Annotated in this window: 22 protein-coding genes; 10 read left to right on the top strand and 12 right to left on the bottom strand. The window is 56.6% G+C overall.

Translation table 11 applies throughout. From position 1 onward, the window contains the following. Positions 1–162: 162 nt before the first annotated feature. The 6 genes from BLT54_RS21005 to BLT54_RS22060 all read right to left on the bottom strand — a co-directional run bounded on the left by BLT54_RS21005 (position 163) and on the right by BLT54_RS22060 (position 4,048). Positions 163–450 (bottom strand): hypothetical protein, encoded by a 288-nt coding sequence (locus tag BLT54_RS21005; protein WP_074647398.1) that lies wholly within the window; start codon positions 448–450, stop codon positions 163–165. Between the two features lie 659 nt (positions 451–1,109). Continuing rightward, on the bottom strand, positions 1,110–1,445 hold the full coding sequence (locus BLT54_RS21000) for a hypothetical protein (RefSeq protein ID WP_074647397.1): 336 nt from the start codon (positions 1,443–1,445) through the stop codon (positions 1,110–1,112). A 2-nt stretch (positions 1,446–1,447) separates the two neighbouring features. Continuing rightward, complete coding sequence (locus BLT54_RS22705) at positions 1,448–1,585, bottom strand: hypothetical protein (protein WP_176832945.1); 138 nt, start codon at positions 1,583–1,585, stop codon at positions 1,448–1,450. A gap of 82 nt (positions 1,586–1,667) precedes the next feature. Then, positions 1,668–2,087, bottom strand: a complete 420-nt coding sequence (locus BLT54_RS22415) for a hypothetical protein (RefSeq protein WP_143026913.1) — start codon at positions 2,085–2,087, stop codon at positions 1,668–1,670. A 24-nt stretch (positions 2,088–2,111) separates the two neighbouring features. Further along, positions 2,112–2,441 (bottom strand): hypothetical protein, encoded by a 330-nt coding sequence (locus BLT54_RS20985; protein ID WP_074647394.1) that lies wholly within the window; start codon positions 2,439–2,441, stop codon positions 2,112–2,114. A gap of 2 nt (positions 2,442–2,443) precedes the next feature. Beyond that, the gene (locus BLT54_RS22060) at positions 2,444–4,048 is read right to left on the bottom strand and encodes a phage minor head protein (RefSeq protein WP_083351934.1); all 1,605 of its coding nucleotides are present in this window, start codon (positions 4,046–4,048) and stop codon (positions 2,444–2,446) included. 629 nt (positions 4,049–4,677) lie between these two features. On the opposite strand from BLT54_RS22060, the gene BLT54_RS23175 reads away from it, so the two are divergent. The 6 genes from BLT54_RS23175 (at position 4,678) to BLT54_RS20945 (ending at position 11,882) form a co-directional block, all read left to right on the top strand. Beyond that, positions 4,678–4,911: a helix-turn-helix domain-containing protein gene (locus tag BLT54_RS23175; RefSeq protein ID WP_074647393.1), complete on the top strand. Its 234-nt coding sequence runs from the start codon at positions 4,678–4,680 to the stop codon at positions 4,909–4,911. Between the two features lie 286 nt (positions 4,912–5,197). Continuing rightward, the gene (locus tag BLT54_RS20965; protein WP_074647392.1) at positions 5,198–7,144 is read left to right on the top strand and encodes a TniQ family protein; all 1,947 of its coding nucleotides are present in this window, start codon (positions 5,198–5,200) and stop codon (positions 7,142–7,144) included. Between the two features lie 47 nt (positions 7,145–7,191). After that, a complete protein-coding gene (locus BLT54_RS20960; RefSeq protein ID WP_074647391.1) occupies positions 7,192–7,953 on the top strand; it encodes a hypothetical protein in 762 nt (253 codons plus the stop codon). Continuing rightward, positions 7,950–10,136, top strand: coding sequence for a Mu transposase C-terminal domain-containing protein (locus BLT54_RS20955; RefSeq protein WP_074647390.1), 2,187 nt, complete (start codon positions 7,950–7,952; stop codon positions 10,134–10,136). The genes BLT54_RS20960 and BLT54_RS20955 overlap by 4 nt, the downstream gene beginning before the upstream one ends. After that, positions 10,133–11,110, top strand: coding sequence for an ATP-binding protein (locus tag BLT54_RS20950; protein WP_074647389.1), 978 nt, complete (start codon positions 10,133–10,135; stop codon positions 11,108–11,110). Before BLT54_RS20955 ends, BLT54_RS20950 begins: the two co-directional genes overlap by 4 nt. A gap of 469 nt (positions 11,111–11,579) precedes the next feature. After that, on the top strand, positions 11,580–11,882 hold the full coding sequence (locus BLT54_RS20945) for a hypothetical protein (protein ID WP_074647388.1): 303 nt from the start codon (positions 11,580–11,582) through the stop codon (positions 11,880–11,882). Between the two features lie 319 nt (positions 11,883–12,201). On the opposite strand, the gene BLT54_RS20940 is transcribed toward BLT54_RS20945, so the two are convergent. Together BLT54_RS20940 and BLT54_RS20935 are read right to left on the bottom strand one after the other, a co-directional pair. Then, positions 12,202–15,525 (bottom strand): translocation/assembly module TamB domain-containing protein, encoded by a 3,324-nt coding sequence (locus tag BLT54_RS20940; protein WP_074647387.1) that lies wholly within the window; start codon positions 15,523–15,525, stop codon positions 12,202–12,204. After that, entirely contained in the window at positions 15,522–17,276 is a 1,755-nt protein-coding gene (locus tag BLT54_RS20935) for an autotransporter assembly complex protein TamA (RefSeq protein ID WP_176832943.1), read from the bottom strand. The genes BLT54_RS20940 and BLT54_RS20935 overlap by 4 nt, the downstream gene beginning before the upstream one ends. Before the next feature lie 202 nt (positions 17,277–17,478). Here BLT54_RS20935 and BLT54_RS20930 point away from each other — a divergent pair, with 202 nt between their 5' ends. Further along, on the top strand, positions 17,479–17,988 hold the full coding sequence (locus BLT54_RS20930) for a PhnA domain-containing protein (protein ID WP_074647385.1): 510 nt from the start codon (positions 17,479–17,481) through the stop codon (positions 17,986–17,988). An 87-nt stretch (positions 17,989–18,075) separates the two neighbouring features. Here BLT54_RS20930 and BLT54_RS20925 read toward each other — a convergent pair whose 3' ends face one another. The 3 genes from BLT54_RS20925 to ettA all read right to left on the bottom strand — a co-directional run bounded on the left by BLT54_RS20925 (position 18,076) and on the right by ettA (position 21,559). Then, positions 18,076–18,282: a cold-shock protein gene (locus tag BLT54_RS20925; RefSeq protein WP_009573514.1), complete on the bottom strand. Its 207-nt coding sequence runs from the start codon at positions 18,280–18,282 to the stop codon at positions 18,076–18,078. A 304-nt stretch (positions 18,283–18,586) separates the two neighbouring features. Then, complete coding sequence (locus BLT54_RS20920; protein ID WP_245708088.1) at positions 18,587–19,891, bottom strand: RelA/SpoT domain-containing protein; 1,305 nt, start codon at positions 19,889–19,891, stop codon at positions 18,587–18,589. A 12-nt stretch (positions 19,892–19,903) separates the two neighbouring features. Then, entirely contained in the window at positions 19,904–21,559 is a 1,656-nt protein-coding gene (gene ettA, locus BLT54_RS20915; protein ID WP_074647383.1) for an energy-dependent translational throttle protein EttA, read from the bottom strand. A 60-nt stretch (positions 21,560–21,619) separates the two neighbouring features. Between ettA and BLT54_RS20910 the strand changes: the two genes are divergently transcribed. Beyond that, entirely contained in the window at positions 21,620–22,228 is a 609-nt protein-coding gene (locus tag BLT54_RS20910; protein WP_074647382.1) for a hypothetical protein, read from the top strand. A gap of 10 nt (positions 22,229–22,238) precedes the next feature. Here BLT54_RS20910 and BLT54_RS20905 read toward each other — a convergent pair whose 3' ends face one another. Next, positions 22,239–23,114 (bottom strand): helix-turn-helix domain-containing GNAT family N-acetyltransferase, encoded by an 876-nt coding sequence (locus BLT54_RS20905; protein ID WP_074647381.1) that lies wholly within the window; start codon positions 23,112–23,114, stop codon positions 22,239–22,241. Between the two features lie 108 nt (positions 23,115–23,222). Here BLT54_RS20905 and BLT54_RS20900 point away from each other — a divergent pair, with 108 nt between their 5' ends. Together BLT54_RS20900 and dacB are read left to right on the top strand one after the other, a co-directional pair. Further along, positions 23,223–23,828 (top strand): nicotinate-nucleotide adenylyltransferase, encoded by a 606-nt coding sequence (locus BLT54_RS20900; protein ID WP_074647380.1) that lies wholly within the window; start codon positions 23,223–23,225, stop codon positions 23,826–23,828. A 121-nt stretch (positions 23,829–23,949) separates the two neighbouring features. Next, on the top strand, positions 23,950–25,434 hold the full coding sequence (gene dacB, locus BLT54_RS20895) for a D-alanyl-D-alanine carboxypeptidase/D-alanyl-D-alanine endopeptidase (RefSeq protein ID WP_074647379.1): 1,485 nt from the start codon (positions 23,950–23,952) through the stop codon (positions 25,432–25,434). Positions 25,435–25,559 lie beyond the last annotated feature (125 nt).

Genomic DNA, 25,559 nt, shown 5'->3' with positions numbered 1-25,559 from the left:
GCAGCGGGTTGCCGGTGAAGGAATTTCTTCTCAAGCATGAAGGGGTGCTGCTATGAAAACAGCATTCACCCAGATTTTGACCCTAGTTCTTTGTGTTGTCGTCGTTGCCTGAGGACGGGAAATACAGCCGCTTCGATTTGTCGGCGTTTAGGACGCCAACTATCAATCAAAACCTGCCTTATATTTCTCTATAGGCATCATCACAAAGCGGCGCCCTTTTTCATCGACGATGGCTATCGGCTGTCGGTCATAGGCTGCCAACAGCACGTCAATATTCTGTCGAAATTGCTCCTCGGTGATTTCAATTAATTGTGCTGGCTTGGCGACTATGACCTCTTGGCAAATCATCTCAAGCACGAGATCTTCCACCGTCATATTCCGACTGACTGCCATCGTCTCTAGCGTGATCATCACATTGTCTGGGATGTTAGATATCGTCAGATCAACCATTCTTAATTCTTCCTTAATTCTTCTTTGTGTAGCCCTCCCGTTCGCATTCATCAGACGCAGGGCTGTGCGTGGAGTGAGGACAACGGAATTCAAATCTAGGCGGGCCCTTCATTCGGCGTGGCGCCAGAATGCTATTCGCCCCACAATTCGTCCATAAACGCCTTCAGCTCCGCTTCTGTCAGGGGCTTACCTGTCCCGATTTCTTTCACTTTTCATTGTATTGCCCTTATGCGTTCTTCGAATGAAGAGGTCTGCTCGCTGGGGCCGGCACTTCCGGTGGGTGTATCATTCTTTGGTTTGGTCAAATCCGATCCCCTTCGATGGTTTGCTTCGTTCCAGAAATATCAGAGGCCACCGCGGGGCGTCAAACTGCGCCTTTCTCGGACTGATCATACGGTTCCGCACATTCGGCGAGATGAAGCCTCGGCCCTCGATACGCTTGTGGACCAGCCTCTGAAAAGTACCAGATAGTTCTGCCTTTTTTGGTCAGAGAATTTGTCTCTGCGGTACTCAAGCGAACTGAAAGCACTCATCCGCCGCGCTGGCCGTGAATGGTCGCAACGCGGGACAAAGCCTCATTTCGCTGCGGTCGCACCAATGGCGGCTCAGGGTTGGCAGGGCAGAAACGTATGGTTTTTTTGACCAAGCTTCTCGGTGATTTAAGGCTGTTCAGCCCAAACCTTGCAGTCGAACAGGGCGCCGTCTTCCTTGGCGAACTGAACAGTTTCGCGAACATATGCGGCGGAACGTTGGGGATCGAAATGATTGAGCCAGTGTTCGGGGTCGTCGCCGATTGGGGCAGGCAAGATGCCGTAGGTAACGTCCATTGGAGACTGCCGGCCCTCAGCCCCAGCTCGGGCCACCTCCATGCGGGAAATACCATAGCCGCGTTCAGCAAGATATTCATTGAATTCCAGAAGCTCGGCCTCGGATATCCAATCCGTTCCACCGCCCGTCTCAGCCTGTGCAATAAGAGTTTCAAATCGTTCGTTCATGATCACTCCAGTGGTCGAATGATGTCTCTCGGGGTGTTTTCATTGTCGCCGAGCGGGACATTGCGGTTGCTTACAGCAATGACGTTACCATCGGGGTCCAAAAGAACCCAATGGCCATCTTGACCTGTCAACAGGGTCATATCCTGCCCTTTGTATCTGCCACGCCCTTCGACAAAGCCGCTCAAGTCGGGACGCGGATTGGCAATGATATCGTCGATCTGCTCAACTGTGTGGCCTTTGTGGCCAATATATTCTCGCCCGTCCCCTTTTGCCACCATGGGGCAGAATTCTGTTGCCGTCAGGTGTCGTTGTGGTCCCAGGTCGGGCTTCGACAATATTCGGCCCCGCCTCTTCCGGGATCGGCGTTGAGACAATGTTGTCGGTCGGATCATCAGGAATTGGCGATCCGGTGTGGTTCGGCAGGCCAAGCTCTTCAATCGGATAGGTTTCAAGCCATTGCTCGACCCGTTCCGGAGTGAAGCCCGGCAGTTGCCCCAAGCGGCGCTCGTCTTCCGTAAGTTCCGGGAAAACCTCGACCCAGCCCTGCGCCAGTTCGCCATCCACCGCGGTAAGAAGGTATGCGTCCAACGCGGCCAAGGCGTCTGCCGCGAGCTGGCACGCCCACTCTGCGGCTTTTAACAACCTTGGCTACGGATCGCCCAATCGTCAGGGTTGCTCTGCCCAGACCTTGTAGTCGAACAGTGCCCCGTCTTCTTTGGCGTACTGAACCTGCCTGCGAACGTAAGCAGCGGAACGTGCGGGATCAAAATGATGCATCCAATGCTCATCATCGCCGCGAAATGGTTGCGGTGAAACCTCGTAGCCAAAGTTTGGCGGCTGGGTTCCTCCTTCTGCGCGTTTCACTTCCATTCGAGAAATGCCGTAGCCGCGTTCAGCCAGATATTCATTAAATTCCAGCAGCTCAGCCTCAGAAAGCCATTCTGTGCCACATCCGGTTTCGGATTGCAGGATAAGCTGTTCAAACCGTTTGTTCATCTTCACTCCAGAGGCCTAATGATCGTGCCGGGCTCGTTTTCGTTGTCTCGCAATGGTAGGTTTCGATTGCTTGTAGCCAAGACATTTCCCTCTTCATCTATTTTGACCCAGTGGCCGTCCGGCCCCGTCAATAGCTTAACATCCTGCCCCCTACGGACACCACGACCTTCGATAAAGCCGCTCTGCTCAGGGTTCGGGTTGACAATGATATCGTCGATCTGCTCAACTGTGTGACCTTTGCCGGCGATGTATTCTTGCCCGTCCCCTTTGCCACCATGGGGCAGAATTCTGTTGCCGTCAGGTGTCGTTGTGGTCCCAGGTCGGGCTTCGACAATATTCGGCCCCGCCTCTTCCGGGATCGGCGTTGAGACAATGTTGTCGGTCGGATCATCAGGAATTGGCGATCCGGTGTGGTTCGGCAGGCCAAGCTCTTCAATCGGATAGGTTTCAAGCCATTGCTCGACCCGTTCCGGAGTGAAGCCCGGCAGTTGCCCCAAGCGGCGTTCATCCTCCGTAAGCTCAGGAAAGACTTCGACCCAGCCTTGCGCTAGTTCCCCATCCTGAAGCCGCAGTTCCCCACGCGCGAACGCTGCCCCGGCGGCTGCGATGAAATCCTGCAAAGCGCGCTGTTTCGCGGGATCACCGCCAACGCCCGTTTCAAGAATGGTGCCGGGATTCAGCAACTCATAAAGCGCTGCCGCTTCGGCCCCTATTCGTGCAAATTCGGGGTTCTTGGGCAGGACCGGATACCCGCCGCTGCTGATCCCTTCCTGCACGAGGGCATAGGCTGTCGCCGCCAAGCGACCTTCGACAGTTGTTACATCGACCCCCAGTCGCGCGCCAGCGTCGTCCACGCGCCGATCACGCATGGCTTGCGTCCAGTTTTGCAGCGCATCAGACGCAAGAAGCGCCGCGCCAAAGCCCGTCAGAGCGCGCAAGCCACGCATCGCCTCCGTCAGATCGAGAGCAGGGACACCATCTGCCGTGGGTGCAAAGTCAGCAAGCACCACATTGCTCTGAACGCCCGGCAACACAGGCTCGGCGTAGCACCTGCAATTGTGTGCCTCGCCGGGATGCCCGCCCTCCGGTGGATTGTTCCAGTGGAGTACGCGGTCGTCATAGGCCGCATGGCTGTCACGCACCTTGGCATCATCTCGCGAGCGCCAGATGTATTGCTGAATCCCCAAGTTTTCCTGCCGTAGCTGATTTATCAATCCCGCAAAAGCCCGAACGAGACGTTCTTCCATGACTGTTCGCAGTGGCCGCAACCGTTGCGGATGGTTTTGGTATTCGCCGAATATAATCTCAAGGCGCGCGTCCCAGGCGTCGAGCGCTTCTGACTTTGCGTCTGACACATCCCGCAACTCAGCTTCGGAGACAGTTGGCACTGTGTCAGGCGGGGTCAGCGCGTTCAGGAGCATCCGAGTGTTTTCGGAAATCACCTGGTCGAGGCGTTCGCTGAAATCGGCCCGTAGAGCTGTGTAGTTAGGAAATGTCGACTTGAGCGACAATCCTACGCGGCGGCCAATCAGATGACCGTGTCGCTGCACGATCTCGTACTGGCCGTCACCGCCGTGCCTTAGGAAGTGGCTGAAACTGTGTTGCATGGAATCTCCGAAAGCGTGCCGGAAATGTTCTATTCACAATTGGTAAAGAAAGCCCAAGACCACCGTTCGCAACTTTTTTGCGGAGAGCAACGCATCCTGCTTGCATTGGAGCCAGACATTCATGCACGACGCAGCATCCGACAAAATGGGCTCGAAGCCGACCTCGGATGCATCGCAGCATTTCGTGATATTTCGTGATATGATGCGCTGTCAGCGTCGGGTTGTCGATGTGGGAGGGCGTGGTGGATCGGAGGAACTGTCATGCAAACACCAAACTTGGCGACCATTACGGCACTCATTTGTAATCGGATGTAAGCAGAGTTTCTCTCGTTTTAACCCGAGAGGATTTGGTCTTCGTCATTTTGTCTCGAAGCGAAATCTAGCGAACTATCAGTTTTATAGTCGTTTTTTTGGCCTTATTTCAAAACTCAGTTTTGAGGGCAAACTGAGTTATGAAATGAGACTGATTTTCACTTTAAAACTCCGTTTTGGGGGTCAAACTGAGTATTGCGTTGAAACTCATTTTCAATTTAAAATCAGTTACTTGGTATTCCATTTTTATGCTTGACCCGATTCGCAATATCAGTGATTCTCTCCACCTATAAAGAAGGGTGGGAAGGAGGCTGAAAATGCGCGTAGATAGGGTTCGCCATGAGCAAATCAAGTGTGCTTTGCGCATCGCCGGAACGAACTTTTCTAACGTCGCGGCAGAATTGGGGATCAAGCCTAGTTCTGTCTCCGAAGTCAGCTTGGGCACGTCGCGCTCAAGGCGCGTCGAGCACGCGCTTGCGACGGCTTTGTCGACCCCCGTCGAAACTTTATTCGCCGACAGGTACGGAGATCAAAATGATCTAGAGACGTAAGATATTAATCATCCAAAAGCATCGAAAGCAATCCCCTATCGTGACGATAGAGTGAGTGCCTCCATGCATGTGGCCTGAATAAGTTGAAGCCTTGGGTGTTACGAACCCAAGGCCTCGTGAAATCGATTAGCGCCGATTTCCCTATTCATCTCCCACATCCAACGAATTGTCAACCTTTCGACGGCGTCTGCGCTGCCGGAAGGCCTGTCTGAAACGGAATGAAGGGACTGCAGATGTCGGATGCGGCGCAGCGCTTGCGCGCGTTTGACATGACTGCTCATCAATAATGGAAAATATCAGGAAATCCCCGGCGCGAGGCGGGCGGGATGCGGTCGTGCGCGGGTGTCGACCACCCCTGCCGATTGCGACGAGATTGGCGGATGGCGAAACGGCCACGTCGCGGGCCAGTCGTGCTGCCCAAAACAACGGCTATGCATCGCTGCAAGCCCTGTGCAGCGACCAACGTATCCATGTTTTGAACCTCTGTAACGGTTTTGATGCCGAAGTGGCGCATATTGCGGAGCTCACCGGCATTGAGTTCGAGACATTACGTTTCAATACGCCTTGCCTCAATCAGCAAGGTTGGTTCCGGCTTGGGGCAGAGCGGATCAAAGCCACGGCGTTCACGCGTTCAGGCGGACAGGTCTGTCCCGCTTGCGTGCTCGAAGGCCGCGCGGATGATGCGCGCAACGGCGCTTTTCAAAAGGGCGTCTGGCAGGTCTCAAACCTGCACAGTTGCCTAAAACATAAGGTGGTACTTGTCCCATTGGAGGTCTCGGGCAATAGCAAATCAGCACATGACTTTGCGCAGCATATCAAAGGTTGGGCGCCGGGCGAAATCACCAAGGTGACAGATGAAGACCTTGGCTTTGAAGTCTACCTTGCAGATCGGATCAGGCTGGGGCGCAAACAGGCTTGGCTCGACGAGTTCAAGTTTCACGTTGTCTCTTCGTTTTGCGAAGCACTCGGAACCCTGCTGCAATTCGGGTCAAAAGCGCGTCCGCATCTACTTACCGCTCCCGATCTGATCAAAGCCGGTGCGGCGGGGTATGCTGTTGCGAAACACGGGCCGGAGGCCATTTGGAATGCGCTCGATACCATCCGGACGTCGGCGCCCCAATCCCAAAAGCCTGATTATTCGAAAATCTTTGGCCCGGTGATCGTGGAACTGCGGGCACGGCGAAACGATCCGGATTTCGATGTGTTGCGGTACCACATGCGTGAGTACGTTTTGGATCGTTTCTATGTCGCTGAAGGCGCGTCGCTCTTGGGCGAAACCTGCGGGGCACCGCGTGTTCTCACCGTGGGGGTGGCCTCAAAGCGATCAGGCATTCCGATTTCCACGCTTACGCGTCAGCTCAAACGCAGTGGAGAGCTCACGTCGGAGATGAAGAACGGGTTGAGTGACCGGGCGATGCTTGTGTCTGCTACGGTGATGGATGCGGCCATTTCTGAGGCGGAAAAGCTCACCTCTCTCAAGATCGCACGGGAGGTGCTTGGCTGCGACCGTTATACGATGGAACGCCTCATCGAGAGCGGGATGATGCCCCTGCATTTCCCGGCGGGCGAGGGCAGTTTGCCGATGCTTCACCGGGATCAAATCTTGAGCTTTGTCTCGCGTCTGCAAGCTGTAACCGAAGTGAGGCCGGACCTTGGCGATGATGATCTGCCGCTGGCGGGCGCTTCGCGTCAATGCCACTGCACAATTTATTGGATTTTGGTGCAAGCGCTATCAGGCAATCTCCGGCTCGTCTCAAAGCTCAAAGAACCGTTTCGACTGCCCGATTTCTGCGTGTCGCTATCAGAGGTCCGGGACCAACTGGATCAGCTCCCCGACGGGCAGGTGACGGCGGCTCAGGCTGCGAAGTTGTTGGGCTGTAATGTGGCTTCGATCCATGCTCTCGCAAATGACGGTTTTATCGGCTCGCAGTTGCAGGATGCGCGACTGTCCAACCGCAAACGGCGTCTGATTTCGCTCGCGGATTTGGAGGCTTTTGAACGCGACTACATCTTGTTGCGCGCTCTGAGCGGAACGCGGCGCGCCGATTTTGAGGCTCTTCAAGGTATGCTTGCACAGCAGGGCGTCGAGCCGCTTCCACTCGGTGAGACAGCCGGAAAGTTCTTCAAGCGCGTTGAGATTGAGCGGCTTGCCTACCGACCCGGAGGCCATGCGCTTGCGCGCCTTTTGGCCGCTGACGAGATGCACCCGCGCCTCACTGACGGCGTGTTTTGATCCCCTAGATGAACAGGGCCCAGAGGCCCAAACAACGAGTAAAAGTAATGACCGACAAAATCGAAATCATCGAGCACGACAGCTGGGCCTACAACCTGCCCAAAACCCGGACGGCAGGTAAGATCACCATCGGAGACATTCCGGGGGTCCTTCCTTTCTCCGGCGTGCGCAATCCATTGACCACCAGCAGCACGAGCCAGTCAGTTGCACTGACCTACAGAACAGCCGCGAATAATTTTGTCCCAAAAGTCGGCGCGGCAGAGAGCTTGGCTGAGGCCGCTGTCGCGCATGAAGCGCTCTCATCCGGGCGTTTCTACGACGTGGAATTCCAGCCCGTGCGTTTTCCTTACGAACATCCGGATGGAGGGATGCACTGGCATACGATTGATTTTAGGTTCACGCTTCCCAATGGGCTCATGTGCTTTGGCTTCGTGAGGAATGCGACCAGCCTGTTGAAGCCGCAGACCATCGCTGAGATCACGGCAATCCGTCAAGCTGCGCCACGGGCCGAGGCGCATAAGTTCATTGTCATCGATGCCGATGGTTACAATCGCGCGCGCCGCGACAATCTGCGCCGTATGCATCATTTTGCCTGTTTTGAACCCGACCCAAGCGCAGATGCGCTTGTGGAAGCAGCGGCTTACGATCTCAAAACGCTCTGGCGCGTGTCTGATTTGTTCAATGTCGTGGACTTGCCAAATGGGACGATCATGAAATCCTGCCTCCGCCTCATCGCGCGGGGCGCACTCAAGGCCAATATGAACGCTGTGATCGGGGCTCAATCCCGTATCTGGAGTGCTGCAAAATGAGTGTGCGTCTGAATTATCATGTGCCCGCTGGTACCCAGTTGATGACCGGCGGCAGGTCCTTTTTTCTCTACCCGCAAAAAGGTGGAAGATACCGTGCGGAAGACATTGCGACGGGGCGGTCTGAGACGTGGACGGCGGGTCAATTTCTGGACCGTTCAAGCCGAAGTGACGCGTCGCGCTCATACCATAATGTGCGCGGAAGTCGCGCGTCCGCACGCATCCAGGCGGGTGGGCTTTTCCACCGGGATCAGTTGAACGCGAAGGGGCGTGATACGGTCAAACTGCGCAAAGCATTAATGGTAGGTGTCGAAGCGCTTGCCGCAGAGGGGCTGAAGATCACGGGACCCGCTCTCGCCAAATTGAAGAACCGCAGAAAGATCCGTGATTTCGCGCAGCCGCATTATCCGGATCGACCGATCTGGATCACACCACGCGGCGGGAGTACGCGAGAGTGTGCGATCATGCCCTCCGGGCGTATCTTGCGAGACTATTGGACGCGCTATGTCGATGCGGGCTTTGATGAAATGGCGCTGGCCGATCAAAACTGGCTGAAAGGCAATCGCACCCCACGTATCCATTGGCGTGTCCGGGAACTGATTGATCAGGCGATTGATGAGGTGCATCTCGATCTGAAAAAGCCGCAGGTCTCTTTGGCCCTAAGTCGTCTGGACACGCTCATAACCTCGGAAAATGAACGGCGCGCTGTGCGCGAACAGAGTGAGCTGAATTGCGTCACACACAAGACGGTTTCTAACCATGTCGACATGATCAACGCGACGGCGCTCGCCATTGCGCGAGATGGTGAGCGTGCGGCAACAAACGCGCGCACACGAGGTAGCACCGATGCCCGCGCTCTCATGATTGGCGAAGACGTTGAAACTGATGAGTGCAAATTATCTGTGCTCACCCCAGTGAGAAAAACCGGATTTTGGGAGGCGCTGAGCGCGGAGGACAAAGAGGCGCTCGAAGAGATCGAGGACTATGTGACGTCACGGTTATGGCTGGTGCTCGTGCTGGACGTTGCGACGCGCATGCCGCTCGGCTGGACGCTGACCGACGCCCCGAACCATGAGGCCACTTTGGATGCGCTGCGGATGGCGACCCGCAGCAAAGAGCGCGAGAAAATCATGTGTGGCTGCGATTGCGATCCAATGCCTGCGGTCGGGTTGGCTTGTGTCCCAAATGACAATGGCTCCGGCCTGCGCAATGGGGCCGTGAAGACGGCGCTTTTAGGAGCGGGGGCTCAGGTGGTCGATGTCAGAGCGTATCACTCTGGCGATACGCCCTTCGTCGAGCGGATGTGGAACACAATGGAAAGCCAGCTGATCAATCTGCTTCATGGCTACACGGGGCGCACGGCGGGCCATCTCAAAGGCTACGATGCCAAGAAGAATGCAGTGATTTTCCGCGAGGACCTGTTTCGCCTGATCACGCGCTATCTGATCGACGAATACCCATACCAAAATCATTATGGGACAACGGTGTTCGGGCGCTCACCGATCCACGTCGCGACCCAGCTTGCAGAGGAAGGCTGGGCCATCGCGGTTCCGTCTCCGCAGGATCGGCGGCTGCATCTTGGGTGGCGCAAGGAAGCCATGATCACTGACGAAGGCGTGAAAGTCTTCGGCCTGCCGTATAACTCCCCCGAGCTTCAAAAATTCCGGGATAGCACCAAGCGCAAAGTTGCCGTGTTTTGTGACCCTGATTGCGTGAATGAAGTCACTGTTATTGTCGAGGGGCATCCGGCCCCAATTTGCGTGGATCTGAGCTGGACAGAAATGCGCGATATGACCATTCCTGAGGTTCTGGCGCACTACGAGGAACTGCGCAGGAACGATCCGGCCAATCTGAAGGACACGCGTGTTCGCCTGGCGCGCTTGCGCCAGGAAAGGTTCGATTATCTGAAGAGCAAGGCCATCGAGAACGGCCTTGCCCGGAGTTACATGACGCGGGCGGAGGCCGAAAAGAAAGCCGCCGTGCTCACGACCGGGATGCAGTCGTCAGAACCGAAAATCACTGTGGGCACGGTTGCGCCCGGCACACTCGCTGATCTGGAGTGTGATCCCTTTGCATTTGACATCGGCGATGGGTTCGAGCCGCCGATTGAGGGTGATCTGACGTCCGGCACTCAGGACGGGCGCGCCGTGTTCGGTCGCCCGGAACAAGCGGGGAAGCTGAAATGAGTTTCCTAGATACAGCCGTGGCCTCGAAAATCGCAGCCCTCAAAGCCCTGCATTATGACTTCCCGCGTGCAAACGATCTGCGCGCGGGGATCTCGTGGATGATTACTGACTATTGGGCCAAAGCCTCTGCGGGCCAGACCTTTGAGGCGCGCGGCCTGATGGTGACGGGACCATCGCGGATCGGCAAAACCGGAGAAATCCGGCACCAACTTGAAATGCTCAACGATGGATCAACCGTCATGCCAGATGGGCGCCCCGCGCGTATCGTCAGCGTCATGCTGAAAGGAACCATGTCATGGAAGGACCTTGGCGTTCACACCCTGCGAGAGGGATTTGGCTTGCCAACATCGGGCCGTATGACGCAGCGCGAAATCTGGGATATGGTTGGCTTCCACGCGCGTGAACAGGGTGTGCACGGCATTCATTATGACGAGTGTCAGCACATTTTTCCGAAGAAAAGCGCCGAAGGGCGGGCGATGATCCTCGACAGTTTCAAATCGCTCCTCAAAAAGCCCGACTGGCCGCTGATGCTGATCCTGTCGGGCGTTGACGAACTTGCTGGTCACATCAACAGCGAAGAGCAACTGGCCTATCTGCTCCGGCCCGTGCCGTTCCGCGAAATCTCTCTGACGCGAGACGAGGATGTTCAGGAACTCAACCGGCTCTGTTTTGCCTATGCCGACACCGCCGGGTTCGATTTCACACCGCTCAGTTCGATGGATTTCTATCGACGTCTTTCCTGCGCCTGTTCCTATCGCTGGGGGCTGGTAATTGAGCTGCTGATTGACGCGCTGGTGGAAGCAAGCCGCAGTAGGGAGGTTCGGTTGGATACCCGTCATTTCTGCCGTGCGTTTACTGACCGAACTTCCTTGCCGACGGGGTATTCACCGTTTTCGGTCGAGGATTTTGAGCCGTTGTTCAAGGCGAGCAAGATTTTCGATCTATGGAGTGAGAAGAAAGGGAGAGGAGGCTGAAATGGTTTCGAGCTGACGAGAAGGTTCAGCTGGTTTCGCAAAATATTAGGTGGGGGTATTTCGGTAGATCAGCCTGAGAAACATAAGCTTTTTGAGCCAAATTGGTCCGTGCATTTACGCGGGCCTTTTTGTTTTCGGGGCGGCAGCGTATGGTTTTTGGAGTTTGGGTGACCCAGTGCATGCTGCGCGTTTATGCTCCAAACGTGCATGTTTATGGGTCCGAACTAAATTGTTGGTTGAATTTTTATTTTAAAACAGAGGCTTATGATTGATTCGATTTCAGTTTCTGAGTTTCGTGCACTCTTTTGCTCCACTGACATCACTGGACCATAAGAGTGCATATTTGGAGCATAAACATGCACCTCAGTGTCAAGAAAATTCTAAAACACAAGATGTAGTGTCGGTTCTGCACCAACTCTGCCGGGTCGTAACGGCACACTTCACTCCCAGAAACCCCGAAAGGTCCCCAATGCCCGAAAATCGCTATGGCGTGATCTCTGAACTACGAAGCGCGGAAGACCGGGAGGCCGTCGTTGCGCGGCTTGAAGCAGAAGGCATTCCGGCAGACCGGATTCTCACGACCGACCCGGAAGAGCCAAATGCACCGCCCGACTGGCTCCGCAATCTGAGCGCGAACTCGGAACTGACCGCCCCGTCTCTGAGTGATCTCAACCTCTCAACGCAAGGAATTGCAGCCACTGTGGAAGCCGCTGTGATCTTGGCCTCGCGGAGCCGGAACAGGTTTCGGTTGGCCAGATGGATGGGGCGGTGATGGTCTTCGGTATTGGTGACCGCTCGGGTTCGGGGTTTGAAGTATCCCCGCCAATGCTGCGCGGTTATGCTTCAAACGTCTGTGCTTGTGGTTAAATCTGAATCTGTAAAAATTTATAAATTTAAAACAGTATGTTGTTGATGATTCGATTTCGGGTTTCGAATTTCGTGCGCTCTTTTACGCCACGGGAACTTGTTTTGCGTCGCCAATTGCAGCTTGATCCCATGGATCCAACCCGGATGCGAGGGGACCAAGATCAAAAGACGCTCTTGCGGGTCGAAAGAGGGGGGAGCAGCCCCGATTTTGGCACAATGGCGGTTCAATAATCCTTTTCAAAATACACCCCAATGCCGGTATCGCCGGTCGAGGCCACGGACCCTTTGACGGTCACTTTGTCGGTGGCGTCAAGGTTCAGGTTGATCACCGATTTCCCATCACTGTCGATGGTCACATCCGTGTAGATTTTATCCGAAATATATTTGCCAAGTTTCAACGAACTGCCGCCCTCTTCTGAGGTTTGCAGGTCAAGATCGTCGAGGCCAAAACTGTTGCGGATCGAACCGACAAGCCCGCCACCGCCGCCGGTCAATGTGGCCACAGCCGAGGCCATTTGCGCGGCTTGCAGAGCGGAAATTTGGCTCAGACCGCGACCGAACAACAATTGAGAGAGGATTTCTTCTTGCGGCAAGGTGGGGGAGGAACTGAGAGTCAAGGCGAGCGCACTCAGCGGTCCTTCGGTGACCAATTGCACGTTCAGATCAGGGGTCTGCGTTTCCGCCACAAGCCGCACCACAGGGTCCAATTCGCCCTGCAAGGTCAAAGTGCCCTCTTTCATCACAATGCGTTTGCCCAAAAGCGACAGCCGCCCCCGGATCAGCGAGAATTGCCCCACCGGGATCACATCTTGGGTCGTGCCGCGCAGGCGCAGTTGCCCGCCGAGTTCGGCATCCAAACCCCGACCGCGAATGAAAATCTGGTTGGGCGCGGCGATGGTGACATTGAGGCCATAGGAGGCGCTTGGGCCACCATTCGCATCGGTGCTCACCAGTCCGGCGCGCTTGCGGGTGGTCTGAACGGCGTTGGTTTGACCGGTGTGGGTGATCTCAGGGATGTCGCCGCTGCCGCCAAGGCCCGAGGCCGACACGGTGATGTCGGTGCGGCCCAATGTGAGATTGCCCGCAATCGCAGCGCCCCCGGACAGCGGGCCGGTGATGGCCAAACTGCCATTCAAAGAGGTGCTGTAAAGCGCCGGGTCCACCAAGGTTAGGCCATTGAAAATCATCGTCATATCGGCGGGAACTGCGCCGGTGAGGCCAATTTGACCAGAGGCGGAAATGCTACCGCCAGTATCGGCATTGGTTGCCACGTCAATCTGAGCGCGCTCGCCCGAAAGCGTGACGGTGCCACGTTCCACTGTCAGTGCCAGCCCCGCGTCGGAGACCACCACTCGTGCGCCGGGGGTGACTTGAACTTGACCGGACAGGGACGAGAGGGCGAGCGGGCCGTTGAGCGCAAGGTCAAAGCCAGCGTTGCCTTGGGTCAGTGCGGCGGTGGTGAAACGGTTGGACAGGCCCAAAGGGGCGGAGCCGGTCAGCGCAAGGTTGGCTTGGCTCGCATCTTGGGCGAGGGTGCCAGTGACCCGCGCGGTCGAGCCGCCGGGGCCGGTCATATTGGCTTCGGTTTGCCACGGCGCTGTGACGCTTGCGCGGGAGACATCGGCGGCAAGGGTCAGCGGACCGGAGAGGCCAACACCAAGGCGCGCGACGTCATCGAGACGGGCGGAGAGCGTCAGCGCCCCCGCCTCAGAGGACAACGTGCCTTTGGCGGAGGCGGTCACGGCCCCGGTGGACAAATCGGCCGCACGCAGGGTCAGGCCGGTTTCGTCGCGTTTGGCAGAGAGGCTCACCGTGCTGGCGCCATTGGTCAGCGCGTCCAGTTGCGCGATGCCAAAGCGCAGATTGGTGCCTTTGGCTTCGGCGGTCAGGTCGAACATCCCACTCAGTGGCGCGTAGCTGCCCGAACCTGTGGCCTGAACAGCTCCTGCGAGATCAAGGCCGGACAGGCGGGCAAATCGTGCCAGACGCGGGGTGTCGAGGCGCATGTCGCCGGTGAATTCAAGCCCTGCGTCAAACCCGGCCAGCCGACCTTGGACCGCAACGGTGGTCGCATCGGTTTTGAGCTCGAAAGTCTCAAAAAGGATGTCCTGCCCCTCTTGCCATGTCAGTTGGGTCAGCAGGCTGGGGTTTGCGCCAATGGCGTCTTGCATCGCCGGGTCATCAGAGGCGAAATCGGTGACGGTGGCCTCAATCTTGGCACTCACCGCGCCCAATGTGGTCAGGCCATTGTCACCCGTCAGTCGCGCGATGGTGCCACCCGCATTGATCGCCGCTTTGCCAAGGCGCAGCCCGTCCTGCGTATAGCCGTCCACATCAATCAGCGCGGTCCAACTGTCATCTGTGGCGGCATCGTAATTGGCAATGATCAGGGCTTTGTTGACCTGACTGCGCGCCGAGCCGAAGGGCAACAGCGTCGGGCGGCCGTCGAGGCTTTTGAGCGACCCGGAGAGGGCGAAGGATTGTGGCAGGCCATCAGCCCCGATGTTGGCCGCCCCAACCATCGACACCGTTTGGGTCGAGAGGGTGAATTGTTCAAGCTCAAACCCGCCCGCAGGGTAGGACAGGCCGCGGGCTTGCAGGGTTGAAGACGGGCCAAAGAACCGCGCGTATTCGGCGCTGAACAGCGGGGTGAGGTCGCCCGAGAGATCGGTCGTAAACGCGCGTGGGGTGGGGGCATTGGGGGCATCTGGATCGACCTTGGCTTTGAGGGCCACTGTGCCGGTGAGGCGATCTTTTCCCTGTGTTGCCAAGGCGATATTGGCGGTGAAATCATCCAACGGACCCGCGCCCTTGGCCGTCAGCGACAGTGCGGGCGCGCCGGGCAGATTGGCGAGGGTGGCGATCAGTCCGCCCGTGCCTTCCGTCAGGGACAGATCGAGGTCTAACACCTCGGTCGGTCCATCAAAGGACACATCGACCGCAAAGGCCCCCTCCGCCGCATCCAGGCGTTGAATGCCCAGCATCGCAGCACCCGATCCTCCGGCCAAATTGGCGCTGCCAGAGAGGCTCAGATCCACCGCTTTGCCCAGTTTCAACACCGGGGCTCCAAGGTGGACACGCTTGGCCTCAATCGCACCGATGTCGATCGACACGGGCAAGTCCGGCAAGGAAAACGGTGTGGCCTCGGGTGCGGGGAGCGCGGTCGTGGCCTCCGTCACGGGCAGGCGGTCAAACAGGATTTCGCCCGCCGTAATGCGGTTGATTTCAACACGACCGGAGAAAAGGGCGGCCCGGCTCCAGTCCAGTTCGACATCTCGCAGGGTGAACCACACGCCGGTGTCGTCTGCGATGGTCAACTCGTCGAGCGTGGCGTTTGAAGACAACAGGCCTTTGAAGCCTTCGATGCGAATGTCACGGCCCGCACCCGACAGGTTGTCTTCCAAAAAGCCAACAATCACAGAGCGGTCTCGGGCGGTTTGCGCCGTGTCCGTTTGTGCCGTGTCCGTTTGTGCCGTGTCGGTGCTGTCCTGCGCCATCAGCGTCAGTGGGATGCAGATGGCGGTCATGACCGGAAGAAATTTGTTCAAAACGCTTGCCCTATGCCGATGTAGATTTGGATGCCGTCACCCGTGTCGCCCGTCACAGGTCCGGCAAGGTCAAGGCGGATCGGGCCAAAGCCAGTGTCATAGCGCAACCCAAGGCCTGCGCCCGAATGCCATTCTGCGGCGTCGCCCGGCAAAGCCGATGTGCCGATGCCCCCGAGGTCATAAAAGCCCACGACGGAAATTTTGCCCGTGACCAAGGCGCGCAATTCGGTTGAGAGGCCAAGGAAACTTGAGCCACCTGTGGCATTGCCGCCGCCCAAATCGACGTCGAGGGATTGGTACGGTTGCCCGCGTACGGTGCCGCCGCCGCCGGAGTAAAACAGTAAATCGGGCGGCACTTCGGCATAATCCGCGCCCGAGATCGACCCCAGTTGCAGCCGCCCGGCCAAGGTGAACCGATCCTCGTCCCCAAAAGAGAGATAACCGCGCCCATCGGCCATAACCCGCACGCCGGAGGCCGATCCGCTCACGCCGACAAAGGGCAGGATGTCGGCGTTGAAATAGGTGCCGGATTTCGGGTTTAACGCATTGTCCCGCCCATCGCGGCTGCCGTTGATCGGGAAAATCACATGCGAAAAAGAGCGCGATCCAAGCGAGTCCTCGACCTCGGAATAGCGGTAGCCGAGGCCAAAGGAAAAGGTTGAGTTTTTAGACGTTTCCACATCGGCGCTGATGGTGAATTCGCCGCGATCCGAAAGGAAATCCGGCTCGTCCAAATGTTCAATTTCAGCGCCCAGAACAAGGGTGGTTTTGCGGGTAATCGTGGCGGGGCGGCGGTAGGTTGCGCCAAGGGTGTAATCCACGCCTGTGGTGCCGCCGAGACCGCCGATTTCGGCGTCAAAGCGCAATCTGTCGGCGTTTTTGGTGAGGTTGCGATGCATCCAGTAGGCCGAAATCGTGCCGCCTTCGAGCGATGACAGTTCCGCACCAAAGCCAAGGCGACGCTTTTTTTCGTCCACTAGCGTTGCGGTGATGTCCAGGGTTCCATCGGCATTCAGAGCGTCGGCCTCTCGCAAGGTGATCGAGCGAAAAGTGCCGGTTTTTTGCAACCGTTTGGTCACCAGATCGAGCGTATCAGGGTCATAGGCCCAGCCCATCGGCAAGTTGGCGATGCGCGACAGGCGATCTTCGCGCACGCGCGTGTCTCCTGCAAATTTCAAGCGGCCAAAGCGCACGGATGGACCGGGGTCGATGGCGAGGGCGACGTCGAGTGTTTGGCTGTTGTGATCCGCGATGATCTGTTGGTCTTCCAGGGCCGCTTTGGCGTGCGATGCCTGTCGCCATGCCGTGATGGCCACGTCTTTTGCCTCACCGACCAGACCGGATTTAGCCACCTCCCCCGATGCGAAATCTTCGGGCAATTGCGTGTCGGGGGCGAGCGGGGCGACGGTGGCGCTGCCAAAGCGGAACCTTGGGCCGGGGGCGACATTGATCACCACTGTGTTGATCGTCGATGGCAATGAAATCAAGGACATATCCGCCCCTTCGCGCCCATCCACGCGGATTGAAATGCTGGGCCCGTAATAGCCTTCGCGGTACAACGCACCGATCAGGGCGCGGTAATCGGACTGAACGGCAGCGATGATTTCTTCGGGGGCTGTGACGTCGTTTTTGGCGGCTTCCAGAATGGCGGAGGCGTTTTCCAGCCGATTTTTGACCTCACCCTCTGCCGTGGTTTCAAGCGTGGCCTCAAAGGCATTCGAGGTCCCTGCGTAAAGCAAGGCAGCCGCCACAAACATAGTCCCTCTAAGCACCGCTTGGCCTTCCTCTTTGACGTGGTCATTCGCCCTCTACATAAAGCAACTATGCGGTGTTCCCAGCATTGTTTCCAGTGTCAGCACGAGTCTTTTCACGCGGCTGTGATGAGGTGGCGGTTTGTTGCTTGCGTGGTCTGGGGGCGAGGCCTAGGGTCCGCGGGAATAAAAGGAGGGCAGTATGGCCGAATGTGAAATATGTGGTGCGGATGCGGCATTGGTGGACGTGACCGTCGCGCCCAAAACGGAGGTGGCGCATCTGTGCGAGACCTGTGCGGGCGGGATCAAGGGCGAGGCGGTGCCAGAGGGGCATTGGCAGGCGTTGACCACGTCGATGTGGTCGGAAAACGATGCGGTGAAGGTGCTGTCTTGGCGGCTTTTGAATCGTTATAAGTCAGAGGCTTGGGCCTCCGATGCGCTTGAGATGCTCTATCTTGAACCCGAGGTTGAAGACTGGGCCAAGGCGGCCGGCCCCGAGGTCATTCACCGCGACAGTTTGGGGGCGGTCCTGTCCTCTGGCGACACGGTTGTGTTGATCAAGGATCTTCCGGTCAAAGGCGGCGGCTTTACCGCCAAACGCGGCACGGCTGTGCGTGGGATTTCATTGGTGCAAGACAACGCCGGGCATATCGAAGGCCGGGTCGAAGGTCAGCGGATCGTGATCCTGACCGAGTTCGTGAAGAAGCGTTAATTTACTCAGGTCTTACTCGGGGCCTAAAATGAAAAACGCCCGCAGAATTCAATCTGCGGGCGTTTTAGAATTCTGTTCGAAAAGGGCTTACGCCATTTCGATGTTGACTGCGCTTTCGCGGCCGTCACGACCAGCTTCGATGTCGAAAGTCACTTTCGCGCCATCGGCAAGACCGGACAGGCCAGAACGTTCGACGGCAGAGATGTGCACGAACACGTCTTTTTTGCCGCCTTCAGGCTCGATAAAGCCAAAACCTTTGGTAGAGTTGAACCATTTCACGGTGCCATTAGCCATCGTGTGTCTCCTAAATTTAGATGTTGCCCGCTTAAGTGCGGCAACCCGGCGTAGTCAGGGATCGATCGAAGACTGTAGCCGATGAAGGAGAACAGAAGGGTCGATAGAGGTAACGTAGCAAGACCTTTATGACAGGATTCTATGCGCTTGCATAGGGGAATGTTTGAGGGGGGATTTGGGGGTGTGGTTTACAGGTGGTTCTTAGATTGGGACCATTCACAGATGCAAAGCATCTGTGACGCGCCTGACCCTCCCCCATGGGAGGGCGCGTTTCACGTGCCCACCGATCAGTTTGGCAATAGCGTCATACAAGCTCGGAGATTTCTTTGTTCTTCTTTATGTTTAATGACACTGGGTCAGATCCGACAACTAACCCTCGTTCCATTAGCAGTTCGAGAGATTCATGGAATGTCGCCACATTAAGGCAGAAATGGTTTTTCAGAGTATCAATCTTGATTGCTTTTTTGCCCCATCTTCCTTGACGTTTCAATGTAGATAGTATCCTACGCGCTCCTACATCCATGGACATTCGGCTTGTAAGGCCAATGATCGATTGCTCCATGTCTTCCAAAGCTGAGCTATGGTGCTCGATTCCGAAGTAGTGGCTGTGCGTGTGCTTGACCGAGGAAATTTCAGAAGAGCCAATCATTACAACCTCGTATTTATCTTCTTCTGGATATTGCGATTCGTAGTTTGAATATGCTTCAGTTGCTTCGTCGGGGTCTCTACCAACTAGATCCCAAGTAACGAAATTGCCGTCGTTCCAGTCAAAAACCAGGATCCAGTTATTTAAAGAGCTCTGAGAGTTCTTCTCGGCCTCACTCATGGTTTTGATAATATTTTCATTCACATAACTTGCGAGTGCTTTGGGCGATGCCTGACCAATTATGGCTTCAGCAAGTTCTCTTGATCTTTGAAGCTCAATTTCGTGTTCTGAAGACAGCTTCTTCTCCTGTTCAAGGAAGTGCAGTGCGTCTGAAAACTTCTTGAAATATTTTAATACCTCTTTATCGCCCTCATTCTCTTTAAGCCTTGAGCCGTAGATAACGGATGTCCTCTCAATGCTCTCGGACCAGTAGTGTTGAAGTTGGCTTCTAAGCTGAAGCTCTAGCCGTATTCCACTCGTGGTCAAAATAATATGGTATGCTCTGTATCCGGAGTCGTCGCGCCCCCAATCACGGTAATCGGTTTCTCGTTCGATTGTGTAATCTCCGGAGTCCGTTAGCTTAGTTCTAAGAAAGCTGACGAGACCATCAACGGCCTCATTGTTGTCTACTACAATGCGGCAGCCACCAATATCTTGTAGCTGAGTAAGGCGTACACTAAAGCGCCTTAGCTTTCGGAGTATCTGAGGTTTTCTTTTTAGGCGTTGGGCTATGTAGTTTTGCTGGCCATAGGTTTGTAACCACTCTTGGAGGCTAAGCGTAAGTTTGGTCAGTGGTGCGAGGTATGATTTGCGAAACTCTTCAAAAACATAATCGAGTTCAAGCGAAAGCTCGTCATAATTCCTGTCTTTATCGCTTAGAATACGACCGGCTTTATCAACTTTGCTTTTTGAAATCATTTTATCCTCTTTCAAGAAATAAGCCCCGCCGAACTGGCGGGGCAATTTCGATCCCGATCACCGACTAAACTTCTTATACTTCATCCGCTTAGGCTCCAACGCCTCAGCCCCCAACCGCCGCTTCTTGTCTTCTTCGTAATCCTCGAAGTTGCCTTCGAACCATTCGACATGGGCGTCACCCTCAAACGCCAGGATATGCGTGCAAATCCGGTCGAGGAAGAAACGGTCGTGGGAGATTACGACGGCGCAACCTGCGAAGTCGGTGAGCGCGTCCTCCAAGGCACGCAGTGTCTCGACGTCCAAATCGTTGGTCGGCTCATCGAGCAGCAACACGTTGCCGCCGGATTTGAGCAGGCGGGCGAGGTGGACGCGGTTGCGTTCGCCGCCTGACAGGATGCCGACCTTTTTCTGTTGATCGCCGCCTTTGAAGTTGAAGGTCGAACAATAGGCGCGGCCGTTCACTTCGGCGTCGCCGAGTTTGATGATGTCTTGGCCGTCGGCGATGGCTTCAAACACGTTGGCTTTCGGGTCCAAATCGTCGCGGTTCTGATCGACGTAGGACAGTTTGACCGTATCGCCATATTCGACCGTGCCCTCGTCCGGCTGTTCCTGGCCGGTGAGCATTTTGAACAGGGTGGTTTTACCCGCGCCGTTGGGGCCGATCACGCCAACGATGCCGCCGGGTGGCAGGGAGAAGGACAGGTCTTCGATCAAAAGCTTGTCGCCCATGTGTTTTTTCAACCCGTTGACCTCGATCACCTTGGAGCCAAGGCGCGGACCGTTGGGGATGACGATCTGGGCGCGACCGACTTTTTCGCGCTCGGATTGACCGGCGAGTTCGTTGTAGGCGTTGATCCGGGCCTTTTGTTTGGCCTGGCGGGCTTTGGCGCCTTGGCGAATCCATTCCAGTTCGCGCTCAAGCGTCTTTTGTTTGGATTTGTCTTCGCGGGCCTCTTGCGACAGGCGTTTGGCCTTTTGTTCAAGCCACGCGGAATAGTTGCCCTCGTAGGGGATGCCCGCGCCACGGTCGAGTTCCAAAATCCATCCGGTGATGTCATCCAGGAAATAGCGGTCGTGGGTGACGATCAGGATTGTGCCTTTGTAATCAATGAGGTGCTGTTGCAGCCAGGCGATGGTTTCGGCGTCCAAGTGGTTGGTCGGTTCGTCAAGCAGCAACATGTCGGGGGCTTCAAGAAGCAGTTTGCACAAAGCAACGCGGCGTTTTTCACCGCCTGAAAGCGTCGTGACATCGGCGTCATCGGGCGGGCAGCGCAGAGCCTCAAGCGAGATGTCGATCTGGCTGTCGAGGTCCCACAGGTTCTGTGCGTCGATCTCATCTTGCAGCTTGGCCATCTCGTCGGCGGTCTCGTCCGAGTAATTCATCGCCAATTCGTTGTAGCGATCCAGAATGGCCTTTTTCTCCGCCACGCCCAGCATCACGTTGCCGCGCACGTCCAATGAGGCGTCAAGTTCCGGCTCCTGCGGCAGATAGCCGACTTTAGCGCCCTCGGCGGCCCAGGCTTCGCCTTGGAAGTCTTTGTCTTGACCGGCCATGATGCGCATGAGGGTCGATTTACCGGTGCCGTTGACACCGACCACACCGATTTTAACGCCCGGAAGGAAGTTCAGGCGGATGTTTTCAAACACCTTCTTGCCGCCGGGATAGGTCTTGGACACGCCGTCCATGAAATAGACGTATTGATAGGCTGCCATTGTGCGGGCTCCTTTGGGAGGGAATAGGTTTGGGGTCTGGTCTAGACAAGGCGGGCGGAAATGGCAATTCTGCTCGCACGATTTGGAGGACACATATTGCGTTATATTATTTCTATTTTGAGTGCGGCTTTTGTCTTTGGGACAGGCCTCACGGCAGAGGCACAAGTGGTTCAATATGAAACCGAGGGAAACCTTGCCGCCACCCATAAAATGACATGCGTTGGATTTGCTGAGGCAGGGCCTGACCTAAGCCCTGCTGATCTTGCTTTGGGAGCCAGAGATTGTTTTCGCAAGAAGCGGGGCGAGGACATGGCAGGCCTGTTCCTTTTGCTGAAGGTGAGAGGATATTTCGACACCAAGCGCGTGAAGGACCGGACCGCGCATCAGGCCGTGACGGTGATCGCGATGAATTTGGAAAGTAAGTTGGGGCAGAGGTACGCGCGCATGTTGCAGGATGAGCTTGCGGCGTTTTTTGTCGATGGGAGTTCTAAGAAGATTGAATTTTGTACATCTCTTCGGGCCTCGCCGCCGCCATCCTACATTCCCAGCTACATGATCCAACATGGGATGGATGTCGTGTTGGGGAAGCCGGGCACGGGGTTGGTCGACGGTTTTTCAGCAAAAGCCGCGTGGCGTGATGTTATTGAGACCTACGTGAAATGTCCTTGAACGCTGTGCTCTACACCCGCTTTTCAAAGAACAAATCCGGGTAGGGATCGTCGTTGAACCGGTCAATTTCGGTCCAGCCGGTGCGGTGGTAGAGGGCGGTGGCTTCTGGCAAGGCGGAGTTGGTGTCGAGCCTGAGCGTGGAGATGCCCAAGGCGCGCGCGTGGGATTCTGCCTCGCTCATCAGGCGTTTGGCCAATCCCAACCCGCGCGCGGAGGGGGCGACCCAGAGGCGTTTGATTTCGGCATATCCTTTGTCCGTGCCTTTGAGGCCGACACAGCCGGAGGGCAGGCCGTCGGACATGGCGATCAGGAATGTGCCGCGTGGCGGACGCATATCGGTGGCATCCAAAGGGGCGGCTTCGGACGGGTCAAAACCCATCGAAAAACGGGTGGCCAATTCGCCGTAATAGGCCAATAAACAGTGCATCGCGTGCGGGCTTTGTGGGTCTGTTGCGGCAATTTCGATCCGGTCGCGGCCCAAGGCGGAGGCAACCAAATCCATCGCGGCCAAAAGCGCCTCTGGGTTGGGATGACGGTCGATGAGGGCTTGGGCGCGGTCATTGGAGAGGGTTTCATAGGCCTCGTATTCGGCGTGACCTTTGGGGGTGAAAACGGCGAAACGGCGGCGTTTGTCGTGCTTGTCCTCAGAGACATGGATCAGGCCCTCGTCTTCAAGCCCGCGCAAAAGGCGGCTCAACAAGCCGGTGTCGAGGCCCAAAAAATTGCGAATGTCTGAGATGGATCGTCCCGTTGGGCCAATGGCATTGAGCACGCGCGCGGCGCCAAGCGGGCGTCCACGCCCCAGAAAGCTATGATCCAAAGCGCCAGTTTCGGTGGTGACGGCGCGATTGAATCGGCGGATGCGGGAGACGGGATTGAGGGACATTTTAAAGGCTGACCTTAGTCTGATATTTTGCCTGACTTTAGTCATGTAATTGCGGCTGTCAAGCCAGACAGATTGACAGCCGCCTGCCTTCCCGCCATTCAGGACGTCATGCGGTATGACCTGCCATATGCTCGTCCGGGCCAAGTGATTGGCCTGCTCGGGGGATCGTTTGATCCCGCGCATGAAGGCCACGTGCATATCACTAAAATGGCGCTCAAACGGTTCGACTTGGATCGGGTGTGGTGGCTGGTTAGTCCCGGCAACCCATTGAAATCAAAAGGTCCGGCGGCGATGGAAAAGCGGTTGTCCCATGCCCGTGCCATAATGGATCACCCGCGTGTCGAGATCACCGATCTCGAGAGCCACACCAAAACCCGCTATACTGCGGCCACGCTGGATGCGGTGAAGGCGCTCTATCCCGGTGTGACCTTTGTCTGGCTGATGGGGGCGGATAACCTCGCCCAGTTTCATCTTTGGCAAGATTGGCAAGGCATTATGGCGACGACACTTGTGGGGGTGATCGCCCGACCCGGCACGCGCGGGGCGGCGCGCAATTCGGTGGCGGCCCAAACCTTTGACTATGCAAAGCTTCCGGCGCGGGCTTCACGGCTTTTGGGGCGACGTGGTGTCCCCAGTTGGTGTTTCATCAATGTCCCGATGTCAGATGCGTCCTCAAGCGAAATTCGCGCAAATGGCGAGTGGGGCGGGGTCTGAGCGCTTGCAGGCAAAGACTTTATGCGGGCGATTTTGCAACGCCTGACCCTGGTCATGTTTTCCCGTCTTGCTCGGATCTCTGCCACAGGGTTAACTCCGGCTTATCAGGGGAGATTGGGGTATGAGTCTGAACAGACGTGCGATACTTGGGCTGCTTTTGGGCGGTGTGGCCGGGGCGGCGTTTGGGCAAGAGACGATGGTCTCGCCGATTCCGAAACCGCGTCCGCTTGATCTCCATAAACAGGGGCTTCCAACGGGGGATGCGCTTGTCGAGCGGGCGGGCCTGTCGGGGGAGGTCGCCTTTGCCGTGGCGCATGTGGCGCAAAGCGAGATGCTGGAGGTGCGCGGCCCGCTTTTGCGACTGCCGCCGGCTTCGGTGGCGAAAACGGTGACGAGCCTTTATGCGCTTGAACATTTGGGACCTGACTTTCGGTTTGCCACAAGGGTGTTGGCGACGGGTCCGATCAGCAACGGCGTGGTGCAGGGCGATTTGATTTTGATCGGCAGCGGCGATCCGACCCTGGACACGGATGCGTTGGCACGACTGGCGAGCCAGCTTCGCGACGCTGGGATTTCGGGCGTGTCTGGACGGTTTTTGGTCCATGATGGCGCCTTGCCGCGGATTGAACAGATCGATGGGGCGCAGACCGAATATGCGGGCTATAATCCGGCGATCACCGGGCTGAACCTGAATTACAATCGGGTGCATTTCGAATGGCGGCGTCAGGGCGAGGATTACAGCCTTAAAATGGACGCGCGCGCCGCAAAATTTGCCCCTGATGTGCGCATTGCCCAGATGCGCGTCGCGCTGCGCGACCAGCCGGTGTTTGATCACGAGCCGGGGCAGGGGCGGGACGAATGGACGGTGGCGCGTTCCGCACTTGGCAGTGGCGGGGCGCGCTGGTTGCCGGTGCGTTTGCCAACGCTCTATGCGGGCGAAGTGTTTCAGACGGTTGCCGCACAGCTTGGCCTGCGATTGCCACAGGCGCAGCGGGCAAATGTCATCCCTGAGGCTGTCGAGATTTCCCGTCTTGAGAGTGCCCCTATGAGTTTGATTGTAAAGGGTATGTTGAAATATTCGACCAATTTGACGGCGGAGGTTTTGGGGCTTTTGACCACACAGGCGCGAGGGGTAAAGCCGGTGTCTTTGCAGGCCTCCGCGCAGGCGATGACCGAATGGGCACAGGCACGGTTCGGCTTGCGGCATATGTCTTTTGTGGATCATTCCGGCCTCGGTGGGGCGTCACAGATATCCGCGTCTGACATGGTGCATATGCTGACGACGCCCGGCGTTGAGGCAACTCTTGCGCCGCTTTTGAAGTCGATTCCGATGAAGAATGCGCAGGGCGAGGTGATCAAGGATGCGCCGGCGTCAGTGGTCGCCAAAACCGGGACGCTGGATTTTGTGTCCACATTGGCCGGGTATCTTGAGGCGCCGGGGGGCAAGAGGATGGCCTTTGCGATTTTTGCCGCAGATGTGCCAAAGCGTGAGGCCGCGAAGCTGTCGGGTCAGGACGTGCCGCAGGGGGCGAGGAGCTTCAATGCAGGTGCAAAGAAACTGCAACAGGCGTTGATTGCGCGCTGGGCAGCGGCGTATCAGAGCTAAAGCGTCACGCCTTTCACCTGAGACAGGGGAAAGGTGTGACGCTGCCAGACATATCAATGGTGTGGGCGTTCCGCCATAAACCCGTGAAACAGGTTTATGGCGGAACGCTTTAGGCTGTTGTGGAG

The organism is Celeribacter baekdonensis (genome assembly GCF_900102315.1).
GTDB classification, from domain to species: Bacteria; Pseudomonadota; Alphaproteobacteria; order Rhodobacterales; family Rhodobacteraceae; genus Celeribacter; species Celeribacter baekdonensis.
This window is presented reverse-complemented; position numbering and strand designations above follow the sequence as displayed.

Bases quoted from the DNA above. Each gene is read 5' to 3' on its own strand.
- BLT54_RS23175 (WP_074647393.1), top strand. From the start codon at position 4,678: ATGCGCGTAGATAGGGTTCGCCATGAGCAAATCAAGTGTGCTTTGCGC.
- BLT54_RS22705 (WP_176832945.1), bottom strand. From the start codon at position 1,585: ATGACCCTGTTGACAGGTCAAGATGGCCATTGGGTTCTTTTGGACCCC.
- BLT54_RS20985 (WP_074647394.1), bottom strand. From the start codon at position 2,441: ATGAACAAACGGTTTGAACAGCTTATCCTGCAATCCGAAACCGGATGT.
- BLT54_RS20910 (WP_074647382.1), top strand. From the start codon at position 21,620: ATGGCAATTCTGCTCGCACGATTTGGAGGACACATATTGCGTTATATT.
- BLT54_RS20925 (WP_009573514.1), bottom strand. From the start codon at position 18,282: ATGGCTAATGGCACCGTGAAATGGTTCAACTCTACCAAAGGTTTTGGC.
- BLT54_RS20965 (WP_074647392.1), top strand. From the start codon at position 5,198: ATGGAAAATATCAGGAAATCCCCGGCGCGAGGCGGGCGGGATGCGGTC.
- BLT54_RS20955 (WP_074647390.1), top strand. From the start codon at position 7,950: ATGAGTGTGCGTCTGAATTATCATGTGCCCGCTGGTACCCAGTTGATG.
- BLT54_RS20900 (WP_074647380.1), top strand. From the start codon at position 23,223: ATGCGGTATGACCTGCCATATGCTCGTCCGGGCCAAGTGATTGGCCTG.
- BLT54_RS21005 (WP_074647398.1), bottom strand. From the start codon at position 450: ATGGTTGATCTGACGATATCTAACATCCCAGACAATGTGATGATCACG.
- BLT54_RS20945 (WP_074647388.1), top strand. From the start codon at position 11,580: ATGCCCGAAAATCGCTATGGCGTGATCTCTGAACTACGAAGCGCGGAA.
- ettA (WP_074647383.1), bottom strand. From the start codon at position 21,559: ATGGCAGCCTATCAATACGTCTATTTCATGGACGGCGTGTCCAAGACC.
- BLT54_RS20960 (WP_074647391.1), top strand. From the start codon at position 7,192: ATGACCGACAAAATCGAAATCATCGAGCACGACAGCTGGGCCTACAAC.
- BLT54_RS20930 (WP_074647385.1), top strand. From the start codon at position 17,479: ATGGCCGAATGTGAAATATGTGGTGCGGATGCGGCATTGGTGGACGTG.
- BLT54_RS20905 (WP_074647381.1), bottom strand. From the start codon at position 23,114: ATGTCCCTCAATCCCGTCTCCCGCATCCGCCGATTCAATCGCGCCGTC.
- BLT54_RS20950 (WP_074647389.1), top strand. From the start codon at position 10,133: ATGAGTTTCCTAGATACAGCCGTGGCCTCGAAAATCGCAGCCCTCAAA.
- dacB (WP_074647379.1), top strand. From the start codon at position 23,950: ATGAGTCTGAACAGACGTGCGATACTTGGGCTGCTTTTGGGCGGTGTG.
- BLT54_RS22060 (WP_083351934.1), bottom strand. From the start codon at position 4,048: ATGCAACACAGTTTCAGCCACTTCCTAAGGCACGGCGGTGACGGCCAG.
- BLT54_RS21000 (WP_074647397.1), bottom strand. From the start codon at position 1,445: ATGAACGAACGATTTGAAACTCTTATTGCACAGGCTGAGACGGGCGGT.